Origin of the sequence: Paraburkholderia sp. RL17-373-BIF-A (genome assembly GCF_046030175.1) — a bacterium.
Lineage (GTDB): Bacteria > Pseudomonadota > Gammaproteobacteria > Burkholderiales > Burkholderiaceae > Paraburkholderia.
Genome location: NZ_JARESO010000004.1, coordinates 291,273 through 313,664, shown reverse-complemented (window position 1 = coordinate 313,664; position 22,392 = coordinate 291,273). Strand labels below are relative to the sequence as shown.

Genomic DNA, 22,392 nt, shown 5'->3' with positions numbered 1-22,392 from the left:
ACTTCGTGACGGATCCGCACGAAGTTTTCCCAATCCAAAGGAGCAGACCATGTTGACCCGTACGTCTCTGGCGCCTCTCGCCGAACCCGCCGACGCGACCCTCGATGCGCAATACTTCGAATACACGTCGTCCGCCAATCCGATCGGCGCGAAGCTCATCTCGCGGGTGCCCTTCCGCAATTTCCCGCCTTCGCTATACGCGGACGGAGTGACCCGGATCGTGCCGCTCGACCTCTCCGCGGAGTTGGGTTGCCCTAGCCCCGCGACCGGTCCCGGCCTGAGCGCCAATTTTCTGCGCATCAACGCGGGGGACGCATTGACGCTCGCCCCGAACGCGACCTCGCAGGTTTGCTACGTCATCAGCGGGACCGGCAGCGTGACGCAGGCCGACACCCACTTCCCGTTCGCGCAGGGCGATTTCTTCACCTTGCCCGGCGGCGATGCCGCTGTGCTATCCGCCGGCACGACGGCCACGCTCTATTACGTCAACGACGCGCCGCTGCTCACCTATCTCGGCACGACCGGCGTCACGGCGCGCTTTGCGCCGACGCTCTACCCGGCCGCTCAGGCGCAGGCGGAATTGCGCAGGGTTTCAGAAGAAGCCAATGCGGGCCGCCGCAACCGCATCAGTGTGCTGATGGGCAACGCCAACTTTCCGCAGACGCGAACGGTCACGCATGTGTTGTGGGCCATGTTCGGCATCGTGCCGCCCAACTCGATGCAAAAGCCGCACCGCCATCAGTCGATTGCACTCGACTTCATCGCCGGGGGCAAGCCGGGCGTGTATACGCTGGTCGGCACCGAACTGGATGAGAGCGGCAATATCGCGCATCCCACCCGCGTCGATTGGGAAGCCGGGATGGCGTTCGTGACGCCGCCGGGATACTGGCATGCGCACTTCAATGAAACGGACGAGAACGCTTATGTGATTCCGATCCAGGATGCCGGCTTGCAGACCTGGCTGCGCACGCTCGACATTCGCTTCGCCCGTTAAGCCCGAAGCGCCGGTGCGAGTCCGTCGTCCCAGTACGGCGGCTCGCCAATCGCCTCGGCGTAGAAGTCCACGAACGCGCGCACCTTCGACGATACGATTTTCTTTGGCGGGTAGACTGCCCAGACCGCTGGTTCGGCGCGCCCCGTGCGCGCTTCCCATTCAGGCAGCGCGTGCTGCAGGCGCCCGTCGCGTAGGGCCGTAGAGGCGAGCCACGTCGGCAGGAGAGCAAGCCCGCAGCCGGCCACGGCGAGTTCCAGCACGGCTTCGGAGTCGTCCGCGCGCAGGCGCCCTCGCAATGCCACCAGCACCTGCTCGGGCGATGCCTGTGCATCCGCGATGCGTGTGAACGACCATTTGTCGTCCGGCAGCAGGGACAAGCGAAGCACATCGTGCGTGGCCAGATCTTCAGGGACGCGAGGCATCCCGCTCCGCTCGAAATACGCCGGGCTGCCGCAGACGATACGGCGATGCGGCGCCATGCGTTTGGCCATCAATGACGAATCGGGCAGCACGCCGATACGGATCGCCACGTCGATGCCGGCTTCGATCATATTGAGCGTTTCGTCGGTCGACACGATATCGAGGCCGATGTCAGGGTAGCGCGTCATGAACGCCGGCAGATGCGGCACGATATGCCGGCGCCCAAATGCCGGCGGCATCGTGACGCGCAGCACGCCTTGCGGTGTGCGGTTCAATGACGAGGTCACCTGGCGCGCGTCATCGAGTGCCTGCAGGGCAAGCATGGCGTGCTCACGAAATAGTCTGCCGCCTTCGGTCAGGACGAGCCCCCGCGTCGACCGGTTGAACAGGGCAATGCCCAGATCCTTTTCCAGTTCGCTCACGTAGCGCGAGATGGTCGAGGTCTTGACTGCCATTTCATGGGCCGTCTTGCTGAAGCTCTGCAGTTCCGCTGCGCAAACGAAGGCGCGTACCGCGGCAAAATAATCCATGGCATGTCTGAGGCGAATCGAGCGTTCTACAGGGAACTTCAAAACCGGACCCGCGCAACGCTCTGCCCGCGAGACTTCGGCGCATGTGCGCGGACCGGACAAGCCGGATTTTGCTTAGACCGGTAGTGTACTGGCAGGAGCGCATGAAACCATGAGCGCTACGGCGGTCGCGGGCGCCGATCGTTCCGACGCCAGGGGCGTGATTTTTCGCGGATCGTCGTCGAAAGCCAGTGCCGCCCTGCTTGCCAACTGCGAGAGCGTAGCAACTGCGAGTCGACGATCGTCGACCTCGTTGAACCCGTTCGATCACAGCAACGGCAGCGTCAGTCTGATGTGCTCCGCGAATACCGTGACCAGATGAGCCGGCCGCTCTCGCTCGAACTTCAGCGTAATGCCTATGGTCGGCAAAGGCGGAAGTGCAGGATCGCCATTGAGTATGTAGAGATCCGGGGCGACGGCAGTCTGTGTGAGGACGGCAACGGCCTGCCCCGAGCGGACCAGGGCCGTGAGGCCGGCAAGACTGCTGCTCGCATAGGCGATGCGGTAGGCCCTGCCGGCACGTCGCAGCGCTTCGCAGGCCGCCACGTGGTCGAGCGTGTCCGGATCGGAAAGCGCCAGCGGCAACGGGTCGAAGTGTGCGGAGTCGAGTCCCGGATAGCCAACCCAGACCAGCGGCTCGCGGCGAATGATGTCGTCGTTCGAGGCGTCTTCCGGCAACGAGATCATGGCAAGGTCCAGCGCATGCATCTCCAGTTGTTCGAGCAATCGCGGCGTGGGAGCGCAGATCACTTCGACCAGCGCATGCGGATGCTGGCTCGAGAACTGACGCAGTAAATGCGGCAGAAAAACAGCGGCGTAATCGTCCGGGCAGCCGAAGCGGATCGTCCCCGACAGCCCTTTGCCGGACAGATCGGCCATCGCCTCGTCGTGCAGTCGCAGAATGCGTTGGGCGTGGATCAACAGACGTTCGCCGGGATTGGTCAGCACCACCCCACGACCCGTGCGCTGGAACAACGGCTGGTCGACGATTTCTTCGAGGCGCTTCATCTGTTGACTCAGCGCCGACTGGGTTCGGCCGATCCGGTTCGCCGCCCGGCTGAGCGCCCGAACTTCGGCGACGACAGTAAACGATCGCAGCAGATCGATTTCAAGTGAAAGACTCAAGGTATTAGGTCCGCTTCTAGCTTCGATAAGAACTATTCGATTCTATGAAACCAGAGAGCCATCTAGACTGCAAGTTATTCCCGCTACCCGCCAAGGAGAAGCAAGGTGTCCCTGAACAATGATGCAGTTTTCTGGCGTAACGCCAGGCAGCACCTGATCCGCTATGGCGGCACCTTCGAGCCGATGATCATCGAGCGCGCCCAGGGCAGCTTCGTCTATGACGCGGACGGCCGCGCAATTCTGGATTTCACCTCCGGGCAGATGAGCGCGGTGCTTGGGCACAGCCATCCGGAAATCGTCGCGGTCATCAACGAATACGCCGGCAAGCTCGACCATCTTTTCAGCGGGATGCTTTCGCGGCCGGTGGTCGACCTCGCGACCCGCCTCGCCGACATCACGCCTGACGGACTCGATCGGGCGCTGTTGCTCAGCACGGGCGCGGAATCGAACGAGGCCGCGATTCGCATGGCGAAGCTGGTCACCGGCAAATATGAAATCGTCGGTTTTGCGCAGTCCTGGCATGGCATGACGGGAGCGGCAGCCTCCGCCACCTACAGCGCCGGTCGCAAAGGCGTCGGTCCGGCAGCGGTCGGCTCCTTTGCGATCCCCGCGCCCTTCCTGTACCGGCCGCGTTTCGAACGCCACGGTGAGTACGATTACCTGGCGGAATTGGACTATGCGTTCGATCTCATCGATCGTCAGTCCAGTGGCAATCTCGCCGCCTTCATTGCCGAGCCGATCCTCAGTTCCGGCGGCATCATCGAACTGCCGGAAGGCTATATGGCCGCGTTGAAGCGCAAATGCGAGGAGCGCGGCATGCTGCTGATTCTCGATGAAGCGCAAACCGGGGTCGGCCGCACGGGCACGATGTTCGCGTGCCAGCGCGATGGCGTCACGCCCGACATTCTTACTCTGTCGAAGACGCTAGGCGCCGGTCTGCCGCTCGCGGCCGTCGTGACTTCCGCGCAGATAGAGGAGCGGGCCCACGAATTGGGCTACCTGTTCTATACGACTCATGTATCCGATCCCCTCCCCGCCGCCGTCGGTCTGCGGGTGCTGGATGTGGTCGAGCGCGAGGGGCTGGTCGCGCGTGCGAACCTGATGGGCGAGCGACTCAAACGCGGCCTGCTGGATCTGATGGAACGCTTCGAGTGCATCGGCGACATTCGCGGCCGGGGGCTGCTTCTGGGTATGGAGATCGTCAAGGACCGCCGCACGAAGGAGCCGGCGGATGGGCTCGGCGCGAAGATCACGCGCGAATGCATGAACCTGGGGCTCAGCATGAACATCGTGCAGTTGCCGGGTATGGGCGGTGTCTTCCGGATCGCGCCTCCGTTGACCGTCCACGAGGATGAGATCGACCTGGGCCTGGCACTGCTCGGGCAGGCGATCGAGCGTTCGCTGCAGTTGCCTCGGCATTCGGCGATAAGCGACGGGCGGCCCGTTCAGTGATGCGCGTTGAGGCCACGACCCAGGTCCGTTGCTCGCCGGATGCGGAAGTTCGATGGTCGAAACGCTCAGGCGGCTACGCCGCGTCCGCCCCGCGCCCTGCGTGTGCCAACGCCAGCGCCAGCCTTGCCCCCACCTCGGCATTGTGTTTCACGAGCGCGATGTTTGTCGCCAGACTGCGCCCGCCCGTCAGCGCCTTGATGCGAGCCAGCAGGAACGGTGTCACGGCCTTACCGGTGATTCCTTGCGCCGCGGCCTCGGCGAGCGCCTGCTGGGTCAGCGCGTCGATCTCTTCGAACCTCATCGCTGCCGCTTCCGGCACCGGCGTGCTCAATATCACGCCGCCCACGAGGCCCAAGTCCCACTTGGTGCGGATGAAGCGTGCCTGCTGCGCCGGGTCGTCCAGTCGGAAGTCCGAGCGGAAGCCGCTGTCCCGCGTGTAAAACGCAGCAAAATTGTCTTGCTCGCAACTGAGCACCGGCACGCCGTGCGTCTCCAGGTATTCCAATGTGAGGCCGATGTCCAGGATGGACTTCGCACCGGCACAGACCACCGCCACGGAGGTCTTCGCCAGTTCCTGCAGGTCGGCCGAGATGTCGAAGGTTTCCGGCGCGCCCCGATGCACGCCGCCAATGCCTCCGGTGACGAAGACCTCGATGCCCGCCAGCGCGGCACATATCATCGTGCCGGCCACTGTCGTGGCGCCGAGCCCGCCGCCGGCCAGCACAGCCGGCAGGTCGCGGCGGCTGACTTTGTGCACGTGGTCCGCGCGGCCGAGCAGTTCCAGTTCGTCGTCCGACAGGCCGATGCGGATTCGCCCATCGATCAGCGCGATCGTGGCGGGCTCGGCGCCCAGGTCACGGATCGAGGCCTCCACTTCGCGTGCCGTGCGGACATTCTCCGGGTAAGGCATGCCGTGAGCGATGATGGTCGATTCAAGCGCCACGAGCGGGCGGCCAGCGGCCTGTGCCGCGGCCACGGGTGCGCTGCAGGTTAGCCAGGAGCGTGCAAGGTTCGCAACCATGTCGATGTTTCCGGCAGTGTGTGATTCGCTTAAGTATGCAACACAGGGCTGGTCCGCGGTTCACGCGTTACAGCGCGATGGCGCCTATCATTACGGTACTGAACATGTCGGATGGTCGATGTCGGGTCGGGAGGTTCCATGCCACCGCTACGCGCAATCAATCTTCTCCAGTCGACGGAAGGTGTCCGGCTCCATGGTCCGGAGCGCGACCGCTGGCGCCGTTGGGGGCCTTATCTGAGCGAGCGGCAATGGGGCACTGTTCGCGAAGACTACAGCGAATATGGCACTGCCTGGGACTACTTTCCGCACGATCATGCGCGCAGCCGAATGTACCGCTGGGGTGAGGACGGCATTGCCGGATTCGGCAACGACCCGCTCGACTGGTGCGTGTCGCTCGCGCTCTGGAACGGGCGCGATCCGATCATCAAGGAACGGCTCTTCGGGCTGACGAATGAGCAGGGCAATCACGGCGAGGACGTCAAGGAGCTTTACTTCTATCTCGACGGCACACCGACGCATTCGTACATGAAGATGCTGTACAAGTATCCTCACGATGCGTACCCGTACCAGGATCTGATCGACGAAAACATGCGGCGCGGCGCCGATCAGCCCGAATATGAAATCCTCGATACGGGCGTGTTCGACGATAACCGCTACTTCGACGTCTGCGTCGAGTATGCGAAGCACACACCCGACGACATCGTGATGCGCGTCAGCGTCGAAAACCGCGCGGATCAGTGCGCGGCGCTTCATGTGTTGCCGCAATTCTGGGCGCGCAACAGATGGGCGTGGTCGGGCAAGCCCGGCAAGCCGTCGCTCACGCTTGAGTCGAACACCAAGGAAGGCGCTCGCGTCGTCGCGCACAGCCCCGCGCACGGAACGATGATCGTGACGGCGTCGGCGCAACAGCCGCTCGAGTGGATCTTCTGCGAAAACGAAACAAATGTGCGCCGTATTTTCGGCGCCGAAGGCGCGGGGCCGTTCAAGGACGGCTTCAATGACTACCTCGTCGACGGCGACGAGCTGGCAATCCGGCGCGACAAGGGCACCCGCGCCGCCGCGCATGTGTGCCTGCGCTTCGCGCCTCATGAGCGCTCGGTGCTGTACCTGCGCTGGCGTCCCGAATCGGCTGCGGATGCCGTGCCGCTCGACATGGAAGCGCTCTTCGCGCGCCGGCAGGCGGAAGCCGACGAATTCTATGCTGCGCTTCAGCACGACATCCCCGACGCGGATGCGCGGCTCGTGCAGCGCCAGGCGCTCGCCGGCATGCTGTGGACGAAGCAGTACTACCAGTTCGACGTGACGCGCTGGCACGACGGCGACCCCGGGCAACCGAATCCACCGGGAGCACGCAGGCACGGCCGCAACGCGGACTGGCGGCACATGTGCAATGGCGACATCGTGTCGATGCCCGACAAGTGGGAATACCCGTGGTACGCATCGTGGGATCTTGCATTTCATGCGGTCGCGTTCGCCGTGATCGATCCCGACTTCGCGAAGAAGCAATTGCTGCTGCTCGTGAAGGAACGCTATATGCATCCGAACGGGCAATTGCCGGCCTACGAGTGGGCGTTCGGCGATGCGAATCCGCCAGTTCATGCATGGGCCACATGGCGTGTGTACGAACTCGACCGCGAGGTGACCGGCGTCGGCGATCACGAATTTCTCGAAGTCATGTTCCACAAGTTGCTGCTCAACTTCTCGTGGTGGGTCAACCGCAAGGACGCCGAGGACCACAACATCTTTCAGGGCGGCTTTCTCGGGCTCGACAACGTGGGCATCTTCGACCGGTCTTCGCCGCTGCCCACCGGCGGCCGCATCGATCAGGCCGATGGCACGGCATGGATGGCCTCCTACGCGCTCGACCTGATGCAGATCGGACTCGAACTGGCGATGACGAACAGCGCGTACGTCGAAATCGCGGTGAAGTTCTTCGAGCACTTTCTGTACATCGCGGAAGCGGTCAGTTGCGGCGAAGGGTGCAGAACAGGGTTATGGGACGCACAAGACGAATTCTTCTACGACGTACTCCACCTGCCGGACGGCACCCGTGTGCCGATGCGCATTCGTTCGATCGTCGGGCTGATTCCGCTATTCGCCGTACACGTGCTCGAGGATCGCGTGTACGGCCATCTGCCGGGATTGCGCGAACGGCTGGCGTGGTTTCTCGATCATCGGCCGAATCTCGCCAGGCTGGTGTCGCGCTGGACCGAACCCGGCACGGGTAACACCACGCTGCTGTCGTTGTTGCGCGGACAGCGGATGACCGCGCTGCTGCGCCGCGCACTCGATGAAGCCGAGTTTCTCTCCGGGCACGGCGTGCGGGCGCTGTCCCGTGTGCATCGCGACGCACCTTATGTCTTCGACCATGATGGCGTGAACGTCTGCATTCAATACCAGCCGGCCGAATCGGACTCGCGCGTATTCGGCGGCAATTCGAACTGGCGTGGGCCGGTCTGGATACCGGTCAACTACCTGCTGATCGAATCGCTATATGAGTTCCATCGCTACTACGGCAATGAGTTTCGCGTCGAGTACCCGACCGGATCGGGCAAGCGTTTTTCGCTGAGTGAGATTGCCGACGACCTCGCACGGCGCGTCACCACGCTCTTTCTCAAAGATGCACAAGGCGTGCGGCCGGCGATGGCGGCCTATCCGATGCTGCAAGCCGACCCGCGGTCGCAGGATCTCATCCTGTTCCATGAGTACTTTCACGGCGACAACGGACGCGGCGTCGGCGCTTCGCATCAGACCGGCTGGAGCGGGCTCGTGGCGCTGCTCTTGCAGCCGCGCATGATGAAGCTGTCCCATGTTGCGGCTGATGTTGCGTCGGTGGAGGCGCCAGTGGTGGAAGACACCGCACCGGCCATGGGCCGGTAGCGTTTGGGCCGCTGGAATCGGCGGCCACCAGCCGGAACGAAAGCTGGTGGCCGCCGCTGCATTCGACATCTCGGGCATTGCTGCCGCGCAAACTTGTCCTTAACGGTTGACCACGCTCCTCGGCATCGTCAGCACAATGGCCGCCGCCACGAGCAACGAGGCTGCCACGCAATACAGACCCATGTCGGTGCTGTGCGTCATATCCTTGATCCAGCCGACCAGATAGGGACTGACAAAGCCCGCCAGATTGCCGACCGAATTGATCAGCGCAATGCCCGCGGCCGCCGCCACGCCACCCATGAATGCAGGCGGGATCGCCCAGAACTGGCACAGTGCACCAAGGATGCCGATCGTGGCGAACGTGAGGGACACGACAGCCAGCGCGACGCTGTGGGGCACCAGCGTGCTCGCCACCAGGCCGATTGCGCCGATCACGGCGGGCAGCGCCACATGCCAGCGCCGCTCCTTGCTCCGGTCCGAACTGCGTCCCAGCAGCACCATCGCGATGGCCGCGGCGCCGTAGGGGATCATCGTCAGCAGGCCGACATTGAAAGCGTCGTTCACGCCCGAGGCCTTGATGAGCGTGGGCAGCCAGAAGCTGATGCCGTACAGGCCCATGATGATGCCGAAGTAGCACAGGCACAGCACCCACACTCGCCTGTTGGTGAATGCGCCGCTTGCGCTATGCACCTCGATGTGCCCTGACTCGTTCGCGAGCCCCTTCTCGAGCTGCGACTTTTCTTCAGCGCTCAGCCATTTCGCCGCGCTGATCTTGTCGTCGAGGTAAAACAGCACGGCAATGCCGCCGATAATGGAAGGCAGCGCTTCGAGCAGGAACAGCCAGCGCCAGCCCACCATGCCGCCCGTGCCGTTGAAGGTGTTCAGTATCCAGCCCGACAGCGGACCGCCAATGACGCCGGCAATTGGAATCCCCGTCATGAACATCGCGGTGATCTTTGCGCGGCGGGAGGACGGAAACCAGTAGGTCAGATAGAGGATGATGCCCGGAAAGAATCCGGCCTCAGCGACGCCGAGCAGGAAGCGCAGCACGTAGAAGGCGGTAGGCGTCTTCACGAAAATCATCGCGGCGGAAATCACGCCCCAGCTGAGCATGATTCGGGCGATCCATTTGCGCGCGCCGAAACGATGCAGCGCGATGTTGCTCGGCACTTCAAAGATGAAATAGCCGATAAAGAAAATACCCGCGCCCAGGCCGTAGATGGTTTCGCTGAACTTGAGGTCGGTCAGCATCTGCAGCTTGGCAAAGCCTACGTTGACCCGGTCCAGATAAGCGAAGACGTAACAGATAAAGAGGAAAGGAATCAGCCGCCACGTCACCTTGGCGTAGGTCCGGTCCTCGGCGTTGGCTGGCGTGACGACATCGCCGTAAGCGGATTTCAACATCGTTGTCTCCTTGAATCGCCGCCGGCGCGCTTGACTGTCGCGCCAGTGCAGCTTGTTGTGTATGCGACGGCCTATGCTGGCCGTTCAGTCGAACATGTCCGGGCTGGTCTGCACGAGCTGGTCATAGATGGGCTGGAAATGCAGCCAGCCGATGTATTCGCTGCCGACATGTTCGCGGCTATAGCGCGAGCTGTGCTCCGGCACCATGACGGGTTTGATGCCGGTGGCCTCGACCAGCAACTGCTGCTGGCAGCAGCGCTCCAGCGCGATGAACCAGAACGCGGCGGCTTCGATGCTGTGGCGGCTCACCGTCAGCAGCCCGTGATTCTGGTGAATCGCCGCCTTGACGTTTTTGAAGTAGTCGGCAACCGACAGCCCGGCCTCTTCCTCGACCGCGACTGCGCCGGCCTCGTCCTTGATCACGATATGGTCTTCATAGAAGGCCGCGGCATCCTGGGTGATCGGGTCCAGCGGACGTCCGAGCGCCGCGAACGCGGTGCCGTAGACGGAGTGCGCATGGCACATCGCCACGATGTCGGGATTGGCTTCATGCACCGCGGCATGCAGGACGAAGCCGGCGCGGTTGAGCGCGTACTTGCCTTCGACGACTTTGCCGGTATGGTCGGCCAGGATCAGGTTGGAGAGCTTCACCTGGGAGAAATGCACGGCCATCGGATTGGTCCAGTACAGCTCCGGGAACTCGGGATCACGCACGGTCAGGTGGCCGGCGAAACCGTAATCGAGATGGTGCAGCGCAAAGGCGCGGCATGCGGCTACGAGGCGTTCCTTGCGGTGCTGGCGCTCCTGCGCGAAGGACGAAAAGTCGGGCAGCTCGGGGAACTTCAGCCCTGCCTGCTTCGGCCGATAGATGGAATTGTTCGAAGGATGCGAAATCGTGCGGCGCAGTTCGGCCTGCTGCGCGCTGCTATCGATTTTTCCAGTGCCGGTGCTCATGGTGTCTCCTGTGTTGACGGTGATCACATGCCGCTAACGATAAGGAAACACCCGGCGCCGATCTAGGCGCGCCGGACAATAGGATTTATTACGCCGATATATAAATGCCGGGCGCCTAGGGCTTCTGCCAGGGCGGCTCGCGGAAGACTTCGACGAAGTAGTCGATGAAGGCGCGGATGCGCGGCACCAGTTGGCGCTCGGGCAGATAGACGACATGGATCGCGGTGTCGTCCTTGGCCTGGTACTCCGAGAGGAGCGGCACCAGATCGCCTCGGCGGATCGCGGGCAAGGCAAGGTGGGCGGCGAGTCGCATGATGCCCACGCCGGCCACGCACAGCTGGAACAGGGTCGTGCCGTCGGTGCTGCGGAAACTACCCTGCACCACGACGCGTTCGAGCCTGCCGTTGATCATGAACGGCCACTGGTTCAGATGCTCGCGTGGCGACTCCCAGGTCAGGCAGGCGTGCCTGGACAGGCCGAGCGGCGTCACGGGCGTGCCGTGCGCGGCGAGATAGTCCGGCGAAGCGACGACGATTCGTTGCAGGTCGCAGAGCTTTCGACTGCGCAAAGAGGAATCCTGCAGCCGGCCCATGCGGACCGCGACATCGAAGTTGTCCTCGATCAGGTTGACGTTGGAGTCCGACAGGGAAAAATGCACGCACAACTTCGGGTAGGACGACAGGAAACCGGGCAACGCGGGCACCAGTTGATCCATGCCAAACGCTTGAGGCACGCTGATGCGCAAGTTGCCGGTCGGCTCGCTGGAGCGGACCTGCGCTTCCGCTTCCTCCAGGCTATCGAGAATGTCGTTGCAGGACGAAAGAAAACGCTCGCCCTCATGGGTCAGCCGCTGCGTGCGCGTCGAACGATGCAGCAGTTGCACGCCGAGCCTGCGCTCGAGACTGTTGACGCTTTGACTGACAAAGGGCTGGCTGACCCCCAGAAGATTCGCCGCCGCGGTGAAGCCGCCGGCCTCCACGACCGCCTTGAAGACGCGCATCTCGAGCAATCTTTCATCTTTCATCTGTCGAATCCATGTGCAGCAACGGGCTGCACAATTTACCCGGTTTGGCTTCGATACCTTCCCTGTCCGCTATCTACGGATCGTGGAAAGCATGGCTCTTACTGAGGCTGATTCCATGGCCTGCGGCTTGCCAAACGTCACATCATGCCGCCGGCGGCAGTACTTGTGCTGCCGGCGCCGGACGAAGATGAGGACGCCGCTGTGAGCGGATGGGCGAGCCCCGCCGCTGATAGGAGCGCGACGGCGGCCTGATCGGGCATGCCGTTGGTGTCGATCGCGCCCGCTGCCGCCAGCGCGTCGAGATCGCTGTCGACGCCGGCTTGCCCAACATTAAACGGCGTCGTCAGAAACGCCGGCGCCGTCAGCGTGAGCGCGTAGCGCTGTTGCAGATTGGTGACGACCGCCGATTGCGCGGCAAGCACATCGGCCTGATTCGCCAGCACTTGCTGGAACTGTGCGTTACTCGGGAAGCCCGCAATCAGAGCGCTCTCGGTGGTGCCAAGTTGAGAAGCGAGATAGACCAGCATCAACTCGGTCTCTGGCGTCGTATTGAAGGTGCCGCCGGCAAATGCGAGCGAATGCAGGCTCGTGCCGCCGGAGGTCACGGTAAGGATGCAGGGCAGCGCGGCGTTGAACGTGAGGGTGTAGTGCCCACCGCCGTCCGACAGGGCGGAGCCCGAACCCTGAGCACAACTGACGCTGACCGCCGCGCTGGCGAGCGCCTTGCCGGTGGCGGCCGTCCCGGATAGCGTGACGTCGGGCACGCTATTTCCGCTGACACACCCGCCGAGGCTAATGCAGGTATTTCCGCCGCACGCGACGAGCGTTGCAAGCGAAGCCACGCAAATTGCAGCCACTGCCGGGCGAACGAAACACGCATAGTGAGTGTTCATGGTTGCCTGCCATTGATAGATCGGGATCGGACAATCGGTTTCACGCAAAAGACCGGCGCTACGTTTTATTTTAGCGTCCGATGCCCCGAGGTCGTTGCAACCTCAATCAGATTCGCTGTGTTATCGGCTGGTGAACGAATACAAGGAGATCGACGCCGCTCGCGTGATCAGAGACATCGCGTCGGCGCGCTACCGCATGACAAGCCGGAAAGGACCTTCGAGACGAGGATCGCCTGGCGCAATACGCCGGCCTGATCTGATGGATTGCAGTCCGAGGACGAAGGCGCGGTTCAGGACACGGCGACGGCATAAACCGCGCCGGAATCAACCGGGTGTTCGGCAACCCGGAAGAGACCCGGGAACGATGCTAGCCGTGCGCGCGGACCCGTTTGCCCGCCGCACCGTCGTGACGGGCGGGATCGCCGTGCGAAATGCCGCGCTCCGCACGATCCGCCTCCTCGTAGCTTGCGAACAACTGGCACACGGCTCCCGCATCGAGACAGCCATGCAGCAGTTCGCGGAACCGATGGTCACAGAAGCGCTGCGCGACATCGGCCAGCAGCCGCAGGTGCGTGCTGTTTGCCCATTCCGGGACGAGCAGGACGACCACGTCGCTCACCGGTTTGCCATCGGGGGCATCGAACGGAATCGGCGTCGCGGGACGAACGTAAAAAGCCATGGCCTGGCGCAGCAATCGTATTTGACCGTGCGGCACGGCTACGCCCTGGCCGAGGCCTGTCGAGCCTAGCGCCTCACGTGCCGTGAGCCCTGCAGCCACGCCCGTTGCCGGTAACCCATAGTGCCGTTCGAAGAAACGGCCGAACTGCGCGAAAAGTGTCTCCCGGTCAGCCACGTCCAGGCCGAGCAGAACATGATGCGGTGTAAGCAGTTGCGCAAGGGTGTCCCCTTTTTCAACCGCTTCGATGCCGTTGGATGGCGAGTCGGCGCGCGGCTCGCCATCCATCAAATCCCGCCAGGCGTCCGTCGGCGCCTCGGGGATTTCAAGCAGCCGCCCCACCTCGGCGGCCGGCGCCAGATGCGCGAGCCGTTGAATCGCTCCGTTGACTGCGTCCTTGGGTAGATAGAGCGATAACCGCACGCGGCCCGTTCCGTGCAGCGGCGCGACACGAATGGTCCATTGCTGATCGCCGCAGTCTCGGATCAGCGCCTGGCGCAATGGCGTGGCGTGCTGGGCGTCCAGGGTGACCCGCATCATCACATTGCGGCCTGGCGCGGACCGCGAGCGGTCATGGGGCTGAGTTTTGCCGAGTCCAAGAAGAGTCCGTAGACCAACCAGCGCGCGACTCATGGCGGCTCCTGTGCATTGTCTGTCATCAGGTTAACCAAATCGCCGTTAACTTGCTGTAAATAATCGCTGCGACGCGCAAACAGATCAGAGCGTCGTGGACAGGCATCGCTTGCCGTTTCGCAAGAAGCTGCGACCGGATACCGTGCGGCCTCGACCAAACGCGAGGTTGACGGCAACGAGCGCACGGTTATTGGTGGTCGCGCGCAGTCGGCCCACGGGTGTCCCTGCCGGAGCGACGGACCGCTTGGGGCGGTTGCCCAATGGTCCGCAGGAACGCGCGCCTCATTCGCTCCCGATCCGAGAAGCCGACTTCGTCTGCGATCACATCCAGTGATAAACGCCCTTTTTCCAGCAATAGCCTCGCGGCTTCCACTCGCAAATGTTCAACGGCTTTGGCGGGAGATTGGCCCGTTTCAGCACTGAACGCCCGACTGAACTGGCGTGGGCTGAGGCCTGCGACGTCGGCTAATTCCTCGACGGTCAAGGCATTGCGCAGATTGGCGTTCGCATGGTCGATCGCTTTCTGGATCCGGTCGGATTTAGGCTCCAGGTCGAGCAACGTGGAGAACTGCGATTGCCCGCCGGCGCGGCGATGATAAACGACGAGCTTGCGGGCGACGGCGCGTGATACGTCCTGACCATGATCCTTCTCGATCATGGCGAGCGCCATGTCGATCGTGGCTGTCATGCCTGCCGACGTCCAGATCGGTCCGTCGACGATGAAAATCTGGTCCTCTTCGACGGCTATCTCGGGAAAACGGCACTGCAGATCGTGCGCGAAGCGCCAATGTGTCGTCGCTCGTCGACCGTCCAGCACCCCTGCTTCAGCCAGGATAAAAGCGCCCGTGCAGGGTGCCGCGATGCGCCGCGACGTACTCAGCGCGCGCCTGACGAAGGCTGTCAATGCGGCAGAGACGATGTCGATCTCGACGCCGGAGCCAAACATGACGGTGTCGAACGCGGCGTCGCTGAATGGCTGCGTTTCTACACGGATACCTGCCGAGGACAATACAAGGCCGCCCTCTTCAGACAGAACCGTCACCTGGTATGCCTGCTCTGCGAGCACGACGTTCGCCAGTTCAAAGGCGGTGACCGCCGCGAAGCCCATTAGATAGAAATTCGGGAATACAACGAAGCCGATCGTGTGCATAGCGTGCCGAGGTCATGTCCTGAATCGCTTGTATATATGACATTTGAGACATGGTCAACGACGCTTATTCTCTACCCATACCGCTCCGGCGCAAAAAGCCGGCCGGATGGACCCCGTGATCGCGTGCCAGTCCAAGCGCGACGCGCGTCTTCCAACTCAACCTCAAACCGCTTATTGCAAGAGCTTTCGTATGGACCGTCGACTACTGATACTGGCCGTGGGCATGTTCGCAATGGGTACCGACAACTTCGTGGTCGCCGGTATTCTTCCAGGCGTCGCTGCATCGCTGAATACATCCGTCAGCCTCGCCGGGCTGATGGTCACCTTTTACGCCTTGACTTACGCGTTGGCTGCCCCGGTCATGGCGGCTTTGGCGGGCGGCTGGCCGCGCAAGCTTCTGCTGGTTTCCGCGCTCGGTATCTTCGTCGCCGGCAACATGCTCAGCGCGGTCGCTACGGACTTGCACTGGGTTTTATTTAGCCGGGCTCTGTCGGGATTCGGCGCAGCTTTGTTCTCGCCTACTGCATTGGGCGTTGCTTCTGCGCTTGCCCCGCCCGAAAAACGCGGCCGAGCGTTGGCTGCGGTCACAGCCGGCTTGACGGGAGCGACAGCTCTCGGCTCGCCGATCGGCACGTTTATCGGCGGTTTCGGAAGCTGGAGAACGACTCTCTGGTTCGTCACCCTGCTCGGGGTCGTGGCGATGATCGGCGTCTGGACGATGCTGCCATCCGTTCCCCGGCCTGCATCTGTCAGGTTGCGAGAACGGCTTGCGCCGGTCCGCGATGTGCGGATCGCGCTCACCTTGCTCACTTCGCTATTCGCCTTTGGCGGGTTCCTCATGGTGTACACGTATGCGGGCGTGGTGCTGCAGCGTGTCACGCACGGCGACGGACGCATTCTCGCCGGGATGTTTTTGCTCTGGGGCGTGGCGGCGACGGCCGGGAACCTCTTATCCGGCCGCCTTGTGGACCGATTCAAGAGCCGCAACATCATCAATGTGATGCTGTGGCTTGCCATCATCAATTTTTGTGCGTTGCCGTGGACATCCGCGCATGCATTCAGCACTGCAGTTGCGCTCACGATCTGGGGCATATGCGGCTGGGGGCTCATCGTCCCGCAACAACATCGGCTCGTTCAGCTCTCGCCGGGCGTGGCACCCCTGCTGCTGGCCCTCAACAATACCGCGACATACATCGGGCTTGCCTGCTCCGGCGTGCTTGGCGGTGCAGTGCTCGAGTCGATCGGCGGGCAGTACCTGAGTCTGGTTGCGGCCGCGCTGATTGCGATCGCTTTCCTGTTCGCCGAAGCCGCGCATCGTTGCATGAAACCGCCGTGCATACAGCACCGCGCGACGACCCATCGTCGCGAGACCGAGACCGTCTGATTCGCCGCGATCGTCGTCGATACCGAAGATCACGTCTTGACCACACCTGTTAAACAACATGGACAGTGACATGCAACGTCTCGACTACACCCAAGTTGCGTCAGCGCTCACTATCGCGATAGGGTTGATGAACATGTACAACCGTCGATTCCAGCAAACTATTGTATCCACCGGTTGAATCCGACCTCGCGGCAACGTGACGGTGTTTCGCTACAAGGCATAACGGATACATTTGCACGCAACGCGTCTGCGCCACAACGTAGATCAGGTACGTTCGCTAACACACATACTGGAGCATGTCGGTGCGGTAATTTCCGCGTGTCGTGCGTCTTGTTCACTGCATTCCTTTCTGCGGATATCGCTTCGGGTAGCGTAACCCGTCCCGAGAAGCTATCTTTCCTATACCCAGTCTGCCAAGGGCAGGATAGTGTCCACAATCCAAAGCGATAAGGACCGCATTACTGCCCTGTCGACGCTTCTGATCGGCACCCTCCTCATCTTGTCTTCACCCGTAAGTGCACAGGAATTCTCGCTGCTGGCCGGCCCTCTCGTGAGTGACAGTGCAAACACCTATTCGTGGGACGCCACTTATCGCGAAGGCCTCGGCCGCTACGCCGCGTGGAGCTTTTCCTGGATCAACGAAGGTCACATTCCGCAGCACCATCGTGACGGCCAGACCGTGCAAGCCTGGGGGCGTCTGCCGTTGTGGAACGACCGGTTCGAGCTATCGGCCGGCACCGGGCCGTACCGATACTTCGACACAACCGCGGCTCAATCCGGCGGTGACTATTCGAACACGCACGGCTGGGGTCTCTTGTGGAGCGTACGCGCCGCATATTATTTCGATCGCCGGTGGATTGCGCAGGCGCAGTTGAATCACGTCCAGGTGTTTGGCGGTCCAGACACGACCGCGCTGCTGTTCGGCATCGGCTATCAACTCGAAGCCAAGGGCGAGCCCGGTCCACGACAGCGCCCGATACCACGGACAACGAAGGTGACGAATAACGAAGTCACCGCGATGTTCGGCAAGACGATCCTGAACAGCGACAACTCCGAGTCGGCCAATGCCGGAAGTCTCGAATACCGGCGCGGGTTGTGGCGCTATGTGGATGTGACGGCCTCATACATCCACGAAGGAGGGAAAATCCAGTCGCGCCGCGACGGTATTGCCGCGCAATTTTGGGCGACCCGCGCTTTCTTCGACGATGAACTCGCGCTGTCGATCGGCGTTGGGCCCTATGTCTCCATCACACAGAACGATGACCTTCCGCAAAACCGCACCGGCGACGGCCGCGTCTCGGCGCTCGTAGCCGTATCAGCGAGTTACCGGCTCGGCCAGCACTGGCTCACACGTATCACATGGAACCGCATCGTCACGCGCTACGACCGCGACACGGATCTGATCGAAGCCGGAGTAGGCTTGCGCTTTTGAGGCCTTGCCGGCCATCGCTCAAAGCAACCATGAGCCGCGTGAGAGATGTCCCGCCGAGATCTTCCGGGCAGAAACCATTGGCCTAAGGTCCTATTGCCAGGCGCCTGCCTCGCGACGATAGTTGATGAATGAGCGATCCTACAGGCCGCGCAACATGCAATGCCAGCTCACAGGACATGATTTGTGCCGCAAGGACGATTCACGTGTGTAGGCGAGCGCCTTCCCCGGGGGGCGCGTAATCCACACACGCAACGCGATCCGCGCACGGCCGGTCCGCTACCAACGAAGCCTTAGCGTCTCAAAGGAGCAGTTCATGACGAACGCAAAATTTCTCGTCATCGCCGCCTTGGTGGCCGTGGCGCCCGCGGCATGGGCACAGCAGGAAGCCGACACGCAAGTGACGAGAGCGCCTGGCTCGGTCACCATCAAGGGAACGAGGAGCGTGACGGCCACTGTGCAGGACATTGATCGCGAGACAAGAACTGTCCTGCTAAAGGGCAAAAACGGCAAGGTCGTCGAGGTGGAAGTCGGGGACGAGGCACGCAACTTTGACCAGCTCAAGGTTGGCGACATCGTCACAGTCGTTTACCGTGAAGCACTTAGCCTGAACCTGAAGAAAGGAGGCGACGGCATTAGTTCGGTCGAAGAGCGCCCGTCGATGGAGCGCGCACCCGCTGGCGGCAAGCCCGGCGGCACCGTAGGCCGGGAAGTGAAAATCGTGGCTAATGTCGTCGCCGTCAATCCAAAGAACAAGACCGTCACGTTGAAAGGTCCAAAGGGCAACACACTAGACCTGATAGTGCAAGACCCCGAACAGTTCGCCAACATCAAAAAGGGTGATCAGGTGGAGGCCCTGTACACCGAGGCCCTCGCGATATCCGTGGAGCCGGCGGTCAAGAAGTAGACACCCAAAGGTTCATTACATCCTGCTCGCGCTGTTGTACTGGCCGCGGGCCGCCCCTGCCAACGCTCGCACGCGACGTTTCGACTCTCGTCGCTACTGCAGTGTTGGCGTGCGGGCAACTGAAATCACTTCAGGTGGCGGCCGTTAGCCCACCGCGCCTCACTCCGATGCCGTTGGATGGACAAGCCAGCGCAAACCCGCGCGATGGCACGACATATGCATTGTTCTTGCAAGCGTCCGGCCGCTCGTCCAGTCCTCATCCTCTACTCACCTAAGGAGCGCATCATGAAAGCACTAACGATCATGGACCTTTCCACGTCCATTGACCTGGACCGCGAGGCGATGGCCGAAATTCACGGAGGCCGCATGAAGCTCATCGGCCAACATGCCAACGGCGCAATATTGACATCGGCCGACGGGGATCCCGTGGGCGTTTACGTCGACGGCGTGCTGCAGAATTCCGTTGGCGACGGCTATTACCACGTTTGATATGGCGCGGCGAGGCGCGCGCTCTATGGCGCGCTCCGTCGAGAATTTCAGCCTTTCCACGATCTACTGCGAAATCAGCGTGCCGTGCAATGAAGCGCGCGGGCACTCCGCAATGGCAGTGTTCCGCTAGACCGCCGCTTCCCGATAGTTCCGGAACTTCGACATCTGTCCGATTCCTGGGTTAAAGCAGTTGCAAGGATCGAGTTGCTGATAGAACGCCGCAAGCTGGGGCTTCGCGCGGTAAAGATGGCCGACGTTATGTTCCGCCGGATATTCGGCGCCGCGGCGGTCCAGCAGCGTCCACATCTTGTGTTCGACGTCGACGCAGTCGTTGCCCTTCTTGACGATGTAATCCTGATGGAACACGTGGCACAGAAAGTGGCCGTAGTACAACTTGATGGAGATCGATTCCTCGATGTCGGGCGGCAGCGTCTCGATCCAGTCGCGATCGTTGCGGCGCAGTGCGATATCGAGCGCAACGATGTCTTCCACCTCGCGGGTGTGCACGGCACGATAGCGAACCGCGGCGCCGGCGGCGGCGAAGCGATGCAGGAACGCTTTCCTGCCCTCCTCATCGGTGCATTCGAAATAACCACCCGTCGCCTTCGCAAAGTAGCCGGAGAGGAACGCGCGGGTTTCGTCGACGCTCTCAGCGGCGACCTTCAGCATCAGGTGATGCTCGTACTTGTCGCGGTACTGTTTCATTCGCGGCGGCAAATGGCTCGGGAACAGCCGGCTCGCGGCCTGCATGACGCGATCGGTGAAATGCGAAGGGAGAAAGCCGAGACGATCGAACAGCGCGTCGAAACGGCTCTTTAGTCCGAACAGCGCGGGGAGCCGCGACGTGCCGAGATAGTTGATCGCCAGAAAAGTATCCTTACCGTATTCTTCAGCGACGTCGAAAGCGTCGCGATGGAGATATTCGCCCGAGATCGGCAAGAATTTGAAGTCGTGCAGCGCGTGGCGGCGGATCTCGGTGAGTTCGTCGGGATGGTTCGTGCCGATATAGAACACCTTGGCGTTCTGTTCGATCGGAAACGTGTCGAGCCTCACTGCGAACACCATCAGCTTGCCAGCCGAGCCTGACGCTTCATAAAGACGCTGCGGGTCGGCATTGAAGCGCGCCGGCGTGTCGGCATCGACCTCACGCACATGGCTCGCGTAACCGTGATCCGACCCGGCGCCCACGTTGTGCCGGACATCGGAATCCGAGAACTCGCCGTGCTCGAGCCGGCCAAGCATATCCTCGGGCGTCTCACCGAGCTGAATCCCGAGATGGTTGACGAAGTGCAGCTTGCCCGTTTCATCGACCTGCGCAAATGCCGCCATTTCCGTATACGCCGGGCCACGCTGCACCAGTGCACCGCCCGAGTTGTTGCAGACACCACCAAATACGGACGCTCCGATGCAACTCGAGCCAATCACCGAGTGCGGCTCCCGGCCAAGAGGCTTCAGCGTTTTTTCCAGCTGGTCGAGCGTAGCGCCGGGCAGGCAGACGACCTGCTTGCCACCGTCGATCACAAACACCTTTTTCATACGGCTCGTGCTAACGATCACGATGTCGCGATCATAGTCGTCGCCATCGGGCGTCGAGCCGCCAGTGAGGCCCGTATTCGACGCCTGCGTGATCACGATCATGTTCGCCGCTACACATGCCTGCAGTACTTTCCATTGCTCGACGATCGTGCCTGGCCGGACCACCGCGAGCGCCGTGCCCCTGCCAAAACGAAAGCCGGTCCGGAAGCGGCGGGTTGCGGCGTCATCGGTCAACGTATGTTTCTTGCCGACGATGCTGCGTAACTCCGCGATCAACGTGTGAGCCACGTCGGGCCGGGCGGCTACCCATGGTGTGTGCGCTGCTGACATCGATTTCTCCTCGTGAGGCGTTGGGCGCGATGCGCGTCGCCTGGGTCCAGCGAATTCGGCTGCGACCTTTGAGCGCATCGGATTGACACGAAGGTTAAAATCAGTCCAGTCATTAGTCCAATATCTTGAAGTCGCTATTTGGAGACGAAAAACATATGGAATTTCGCCAATTGCGTTACTTCCTCGCGGTCGCCGAACACCTGCATTTCACCGATGCCGCGACTCATCTGGGCATCGCCCAGCCACCGTTGAGCCAGCAGATCCTGAAGCTCGAACGGGAAATCGGCACGCCGCTGTTTATCCGTCATCCGCGTCGCGTCGAATTGACTGAGGCAGGACGACTCTTTCGCGAACGCGCGCGACGCATCGTCGAGGACGCGCAGCAGGCGTTCGTCGAGGTGCAGAACGCCGGACGCGGAGAGACCGGGCGGCTTTCGCTCGGTTTCGCGGGTTCGACGGTGTTTCATCCAGCGGTCGCGATGACCATGCAGCGCTACCGGCATGCGTATGAGCGCGTGTCGATCAGTTGCGAGGAGAGCAACAGTTCGCTGCTGCTGGATAAAGTCGCCGAGCGGCAGATCGATGCCGCCCTGGTGCGCATGCCGCTGAACTGCCGGGAGCTGATTGTCGAACCGCTCGTCGACGAAGACATGTTGGCGGTGTTGCCGGCGAATCATCGCTTGAACCGGCGACGGCGCATCGATCTGGCGGATCTTGCAAACGATCCGTTCATCCTTTTTCCACGTCCCATTGGCCCGGATTTGTATGACTCGATCATCGGCGCCTGCCGCGAAGCCGGCTTCGCGCCTTCGATTGGCATGGAGTCGCCGCAGATCTCATCGGCGGCCAATCTCGTGGCGGCTGGATTCGGCGTTGCGGTGGTTCCCGCATCGATCCGGCAGATCCAGGTCGAAAGCGTGTCGTATCACGCGCTGCGGGGCAATCCGCTGTCGACGGGTATCGCGTTGATTCATCGGCAACGCGAAAAGTCCCCGACTGTACTGAACTTTGTGAGGATTTTGCGGCAACAACGAGTCGCCGCCCGCAAGGGGTGACGGTACGGTGCCACACGAGTTAAGAACCGCCCCCGTGGCGCGAATGCCGGATCCTATAAAAGGATTC

Annotated in this window: 18 protein-coding genes; 8 read left to right on the top strand and 10 right to left on the bottom strand. The window is 62.0% G+C overall.

From position 1 onward, the window contains the following. Window positions 1–49 precede the first annotated feature (49 nt). Entirely contained in the window at window positions 50–994 is a 945-nt protein-coding gene (locus P0D80_RS07205; RefSeq protein WP_408282431.1) for a cupin domain-containing protein, read from the top strand. Here P0D80_RS07205 and P0D80_RS07200 read toward each other — a convergent pair. Next, window positions 991–1,944: a LysR family transcriptional regulator gene (locus P0D80_RS07200; protein WP_408282428.1), complete on the bottom strand. Its 954-nt coding sequence runs from the start codon at window positions 1,942–1,944 to the stop codon at window positions 991–993. The two genes, P0D80_RS07205 and P0D80_RS07200, sit on opposite strands and share 4 nt — an antisense overlap. A 306-nt stretch (window positions 1,945–2,250) precedes the next feature. Then, complete coding sequence (locus tag P0D80_RS07195) at window positions 2,251–3,108, bottom strand: LysR family transcriptional regulator (RefSeq protein ID WP_408282425.1); 858 nt, start codon at window positions 3,106–3,108, stop codon at window positions 2,251–2,253. A 105-nt stretch (window positions 3,109–3,213) separates the two neighbouring features. On the opposite strand from P0D80_RS07195, the gene P0D80_RS07190 reads away from it, so the two are divergent. Further along, window positions 3,214–4,560: an aspartate aminotransferase family protein gene (locus P0D80_RS07190; RefSeq protein ID WP_408282423.1), complete on the top strand. Its 1,347-nt coding sequence runs from the start codon at window positions 3,214–3,216 to the stop codon at window positions 4,558–4,560. A 73-nt stretch (window positions 4,561–4,633) separates the two neighbouring features. On the opposite strand, the gene P0D80_RS07185 is transcribed toward P0D80_RS07190, so the two are convergent. Then, window positions 4,634–5,581 carry a pseudouridine-5'-phosphate glycosidase gene (locus tag P0D80_RS07185; RefSeq protein WP_408176798.1) on the bottom strand — a complete coding sequence of 316 codons (948 nt, stop codon included), beginning with the start codon at window positions 5,579–5,581 and terminating at the stop codon, window positions 4,634–4,636. Between the two features lie 138 nt (window positions 5,582–5,719). Between P0D80_RS07185 and P0D80_RS07180 the strand changes: the two genes are divergently transcribed. Next, window positions 5,720–8,461 (top strand): MGH1-like glycoside hydrolase domain-containing protein, encoded by a 2,742-nt coding sequence (locus P0D80_RS07180; protein WP_408176797.1) that lies wholly within the window; start codon window positions 5,720–5,722, stop codon window positions 8,459–8,461. 99 nt (window positions 8,462–8,560) lie between these two features. Here P0D80_RS07180 and P0D80_RS07175 read toward each other — a convergent pair whose 3' ends face one another. The 6 genes from P0D80_RS07175 to P0D80_RS07150 all read right to left on the bottom strand — a co-directional run bounded on the left by P0D80_RS07175 (window position 8,561) and on the right by P0D80_RS07150 (window position 15,195). Then, window positions 8,561–9,865, bottom strand: coding sequence for an MFS transporter (locus P0D80_RS07175; protein ID WP_408176795.1), 1,305 nt, complete (start codon window positions 9,863–9,865; stop codon window positions 8,561–8,563). 84 nt (window positions 9,866–9,949) lie between these two features. Next, on the bottom strand, window positions 9,950–10,819 hold the full coding sequence (locus tag P0D80_RS07170; RefSeq protein ID WP_408176794.1) for a class II aldolase/adducin family protein: 870 nt from the start codon (window positions 10,817–10,819) through the stop codon (window positions 9,950–9,952). Between the two features lie 115 nt (window positions 10,820–10,934). After that, on the bottom strand, window positions 10,935–11,843 hold the full coding sequence (locus P0D80_RS07165) for a LysR family transcriptional regulator (RefSeq protein WP_132374527.1): 909 nt from the start codon (window positions 11,841–11,843) through the stop codon (window positions 10,935–10,937). A 137-nt stretch (window positions 11,844–11,980) separates the two neighbouring features. Further along, entirely contained in the window at window positions 11,981–12,736 is a 756-nt protein-coding gene (locus P0D80_RS07160; protein ID WP_408282417.1) for a hypothetical protein, read from the bottom strand. A gap of 367 nt (window positions 12,737–13,103) precedes the next feature. Further along, window positions 13,104–14,045 carry a PTS sugar transporter subunit IIA gene (locus P0D80_RS07155; RefSeq protein ID WP_408282415.1) on the bottom strand — a complete coding sequence of 314 codons (942 nt, stop codon included), beginning with the start codon at window positions 14,043–14,045 and terminating at the stop codon, window positions 13,104–13,106. 187 nt (window positions 14,046–14,232) lie between these two features. Continuing rightward, the gene (locus P0D80_RS07150) at window positions 14,233–15,195 is read right to left on the bottom strand and encodes a GlxA family transcriptional regulator (protein ID WP_132374524.1); all 963 of its coding nucleotides are present in this window, start codon (window positions 15,193–15,195) and stop codon (window positions 14,233–14,235) included. A 190-nt stretch (window positions 15,196–15,385) separates the two neighbouring features. Between P0D80_RS07150 and P0D80_RS07145 the strand changes: the two genes are divergently transcribed. From P0D80_RS07145 to P0D80_RS07130, 4 genes are all read left to right on the top strand, one after another. After that, a complete protein-coding gene (locus tag P0D80_RS07145; protein WP_408282412.1) occupies window positions 15,386–16,579 on the top strand; it encodes an MFS transporter in 1,194 nt (397 codons plus the stop codon). 436 nt (window positions 16,580–17,015) lie between these two features. Then, window positions 17,016–18,011, top strand: coding sequence for a hypothetical protein (locus tag P0D80_RS07140; protein WP_408282495.1), 996 nt, complete (start codon window positions 17,016–17,018; stop codon window positions 18,009–18,011). A 313-nt stretch (window positions 18,012–18,324) separates the two neighbouring features. Next, window positions 18,325–18,915, top strand: a complete 591-nt coding sequence (locus tag P0D80_RS07135; RefSeq protein WP_408176787.1) for a hypothetical protein — start codon at window positions 18,325–18,327, stop codon at window positions 18,913–18,915. A gap of 285 nt (window positions 18,916–19,200) precedes the next feature. Then, window positions 19,201–19,404, top strand: a complete 204-nt coding sequence (locus tag P0D80_RS07130; protein ID WP_408176786.1) for a hypothetical protein — start codon at window positions 19,201–19,203, stop codon at window positions 19,402–19,404. Window positions 19,405–19,530: 126 nt separating this feature from the next. Here the strand turns inward: P0D80_RS07130 and dld are convergent, their stop codons facing one another. Further along, window positions 19,531–21,270 (bottom strand): D-lactate dehydrogenase, encoded by a 1,740-nt coding sequence (dld, locus tag P0D80_RS07125; RefSeq protein ID WP_408176785.1) that lies wholly within the window; start codon window positions 21,268–21,270, stop codon window positions 19,531–19,533. Window positions 21,271–21,425: 155 nt separating this feature from the next. Between dld and P0D80_RS07120 the strand changes: the two genes are divergently transcribed. Then, complete coding sequence (locus P0D80_RS07120; RefSeq protein WP_408176784.1) at window positions 21,426–22,325, top strand: LysR family transcriptional regulator; 900 nt, start codon at window positions 21,426–21,428, stop codon at window positions 22,323–22,325. Window positions 22,326–22,392: the final 67 nt, after the last annotated feature.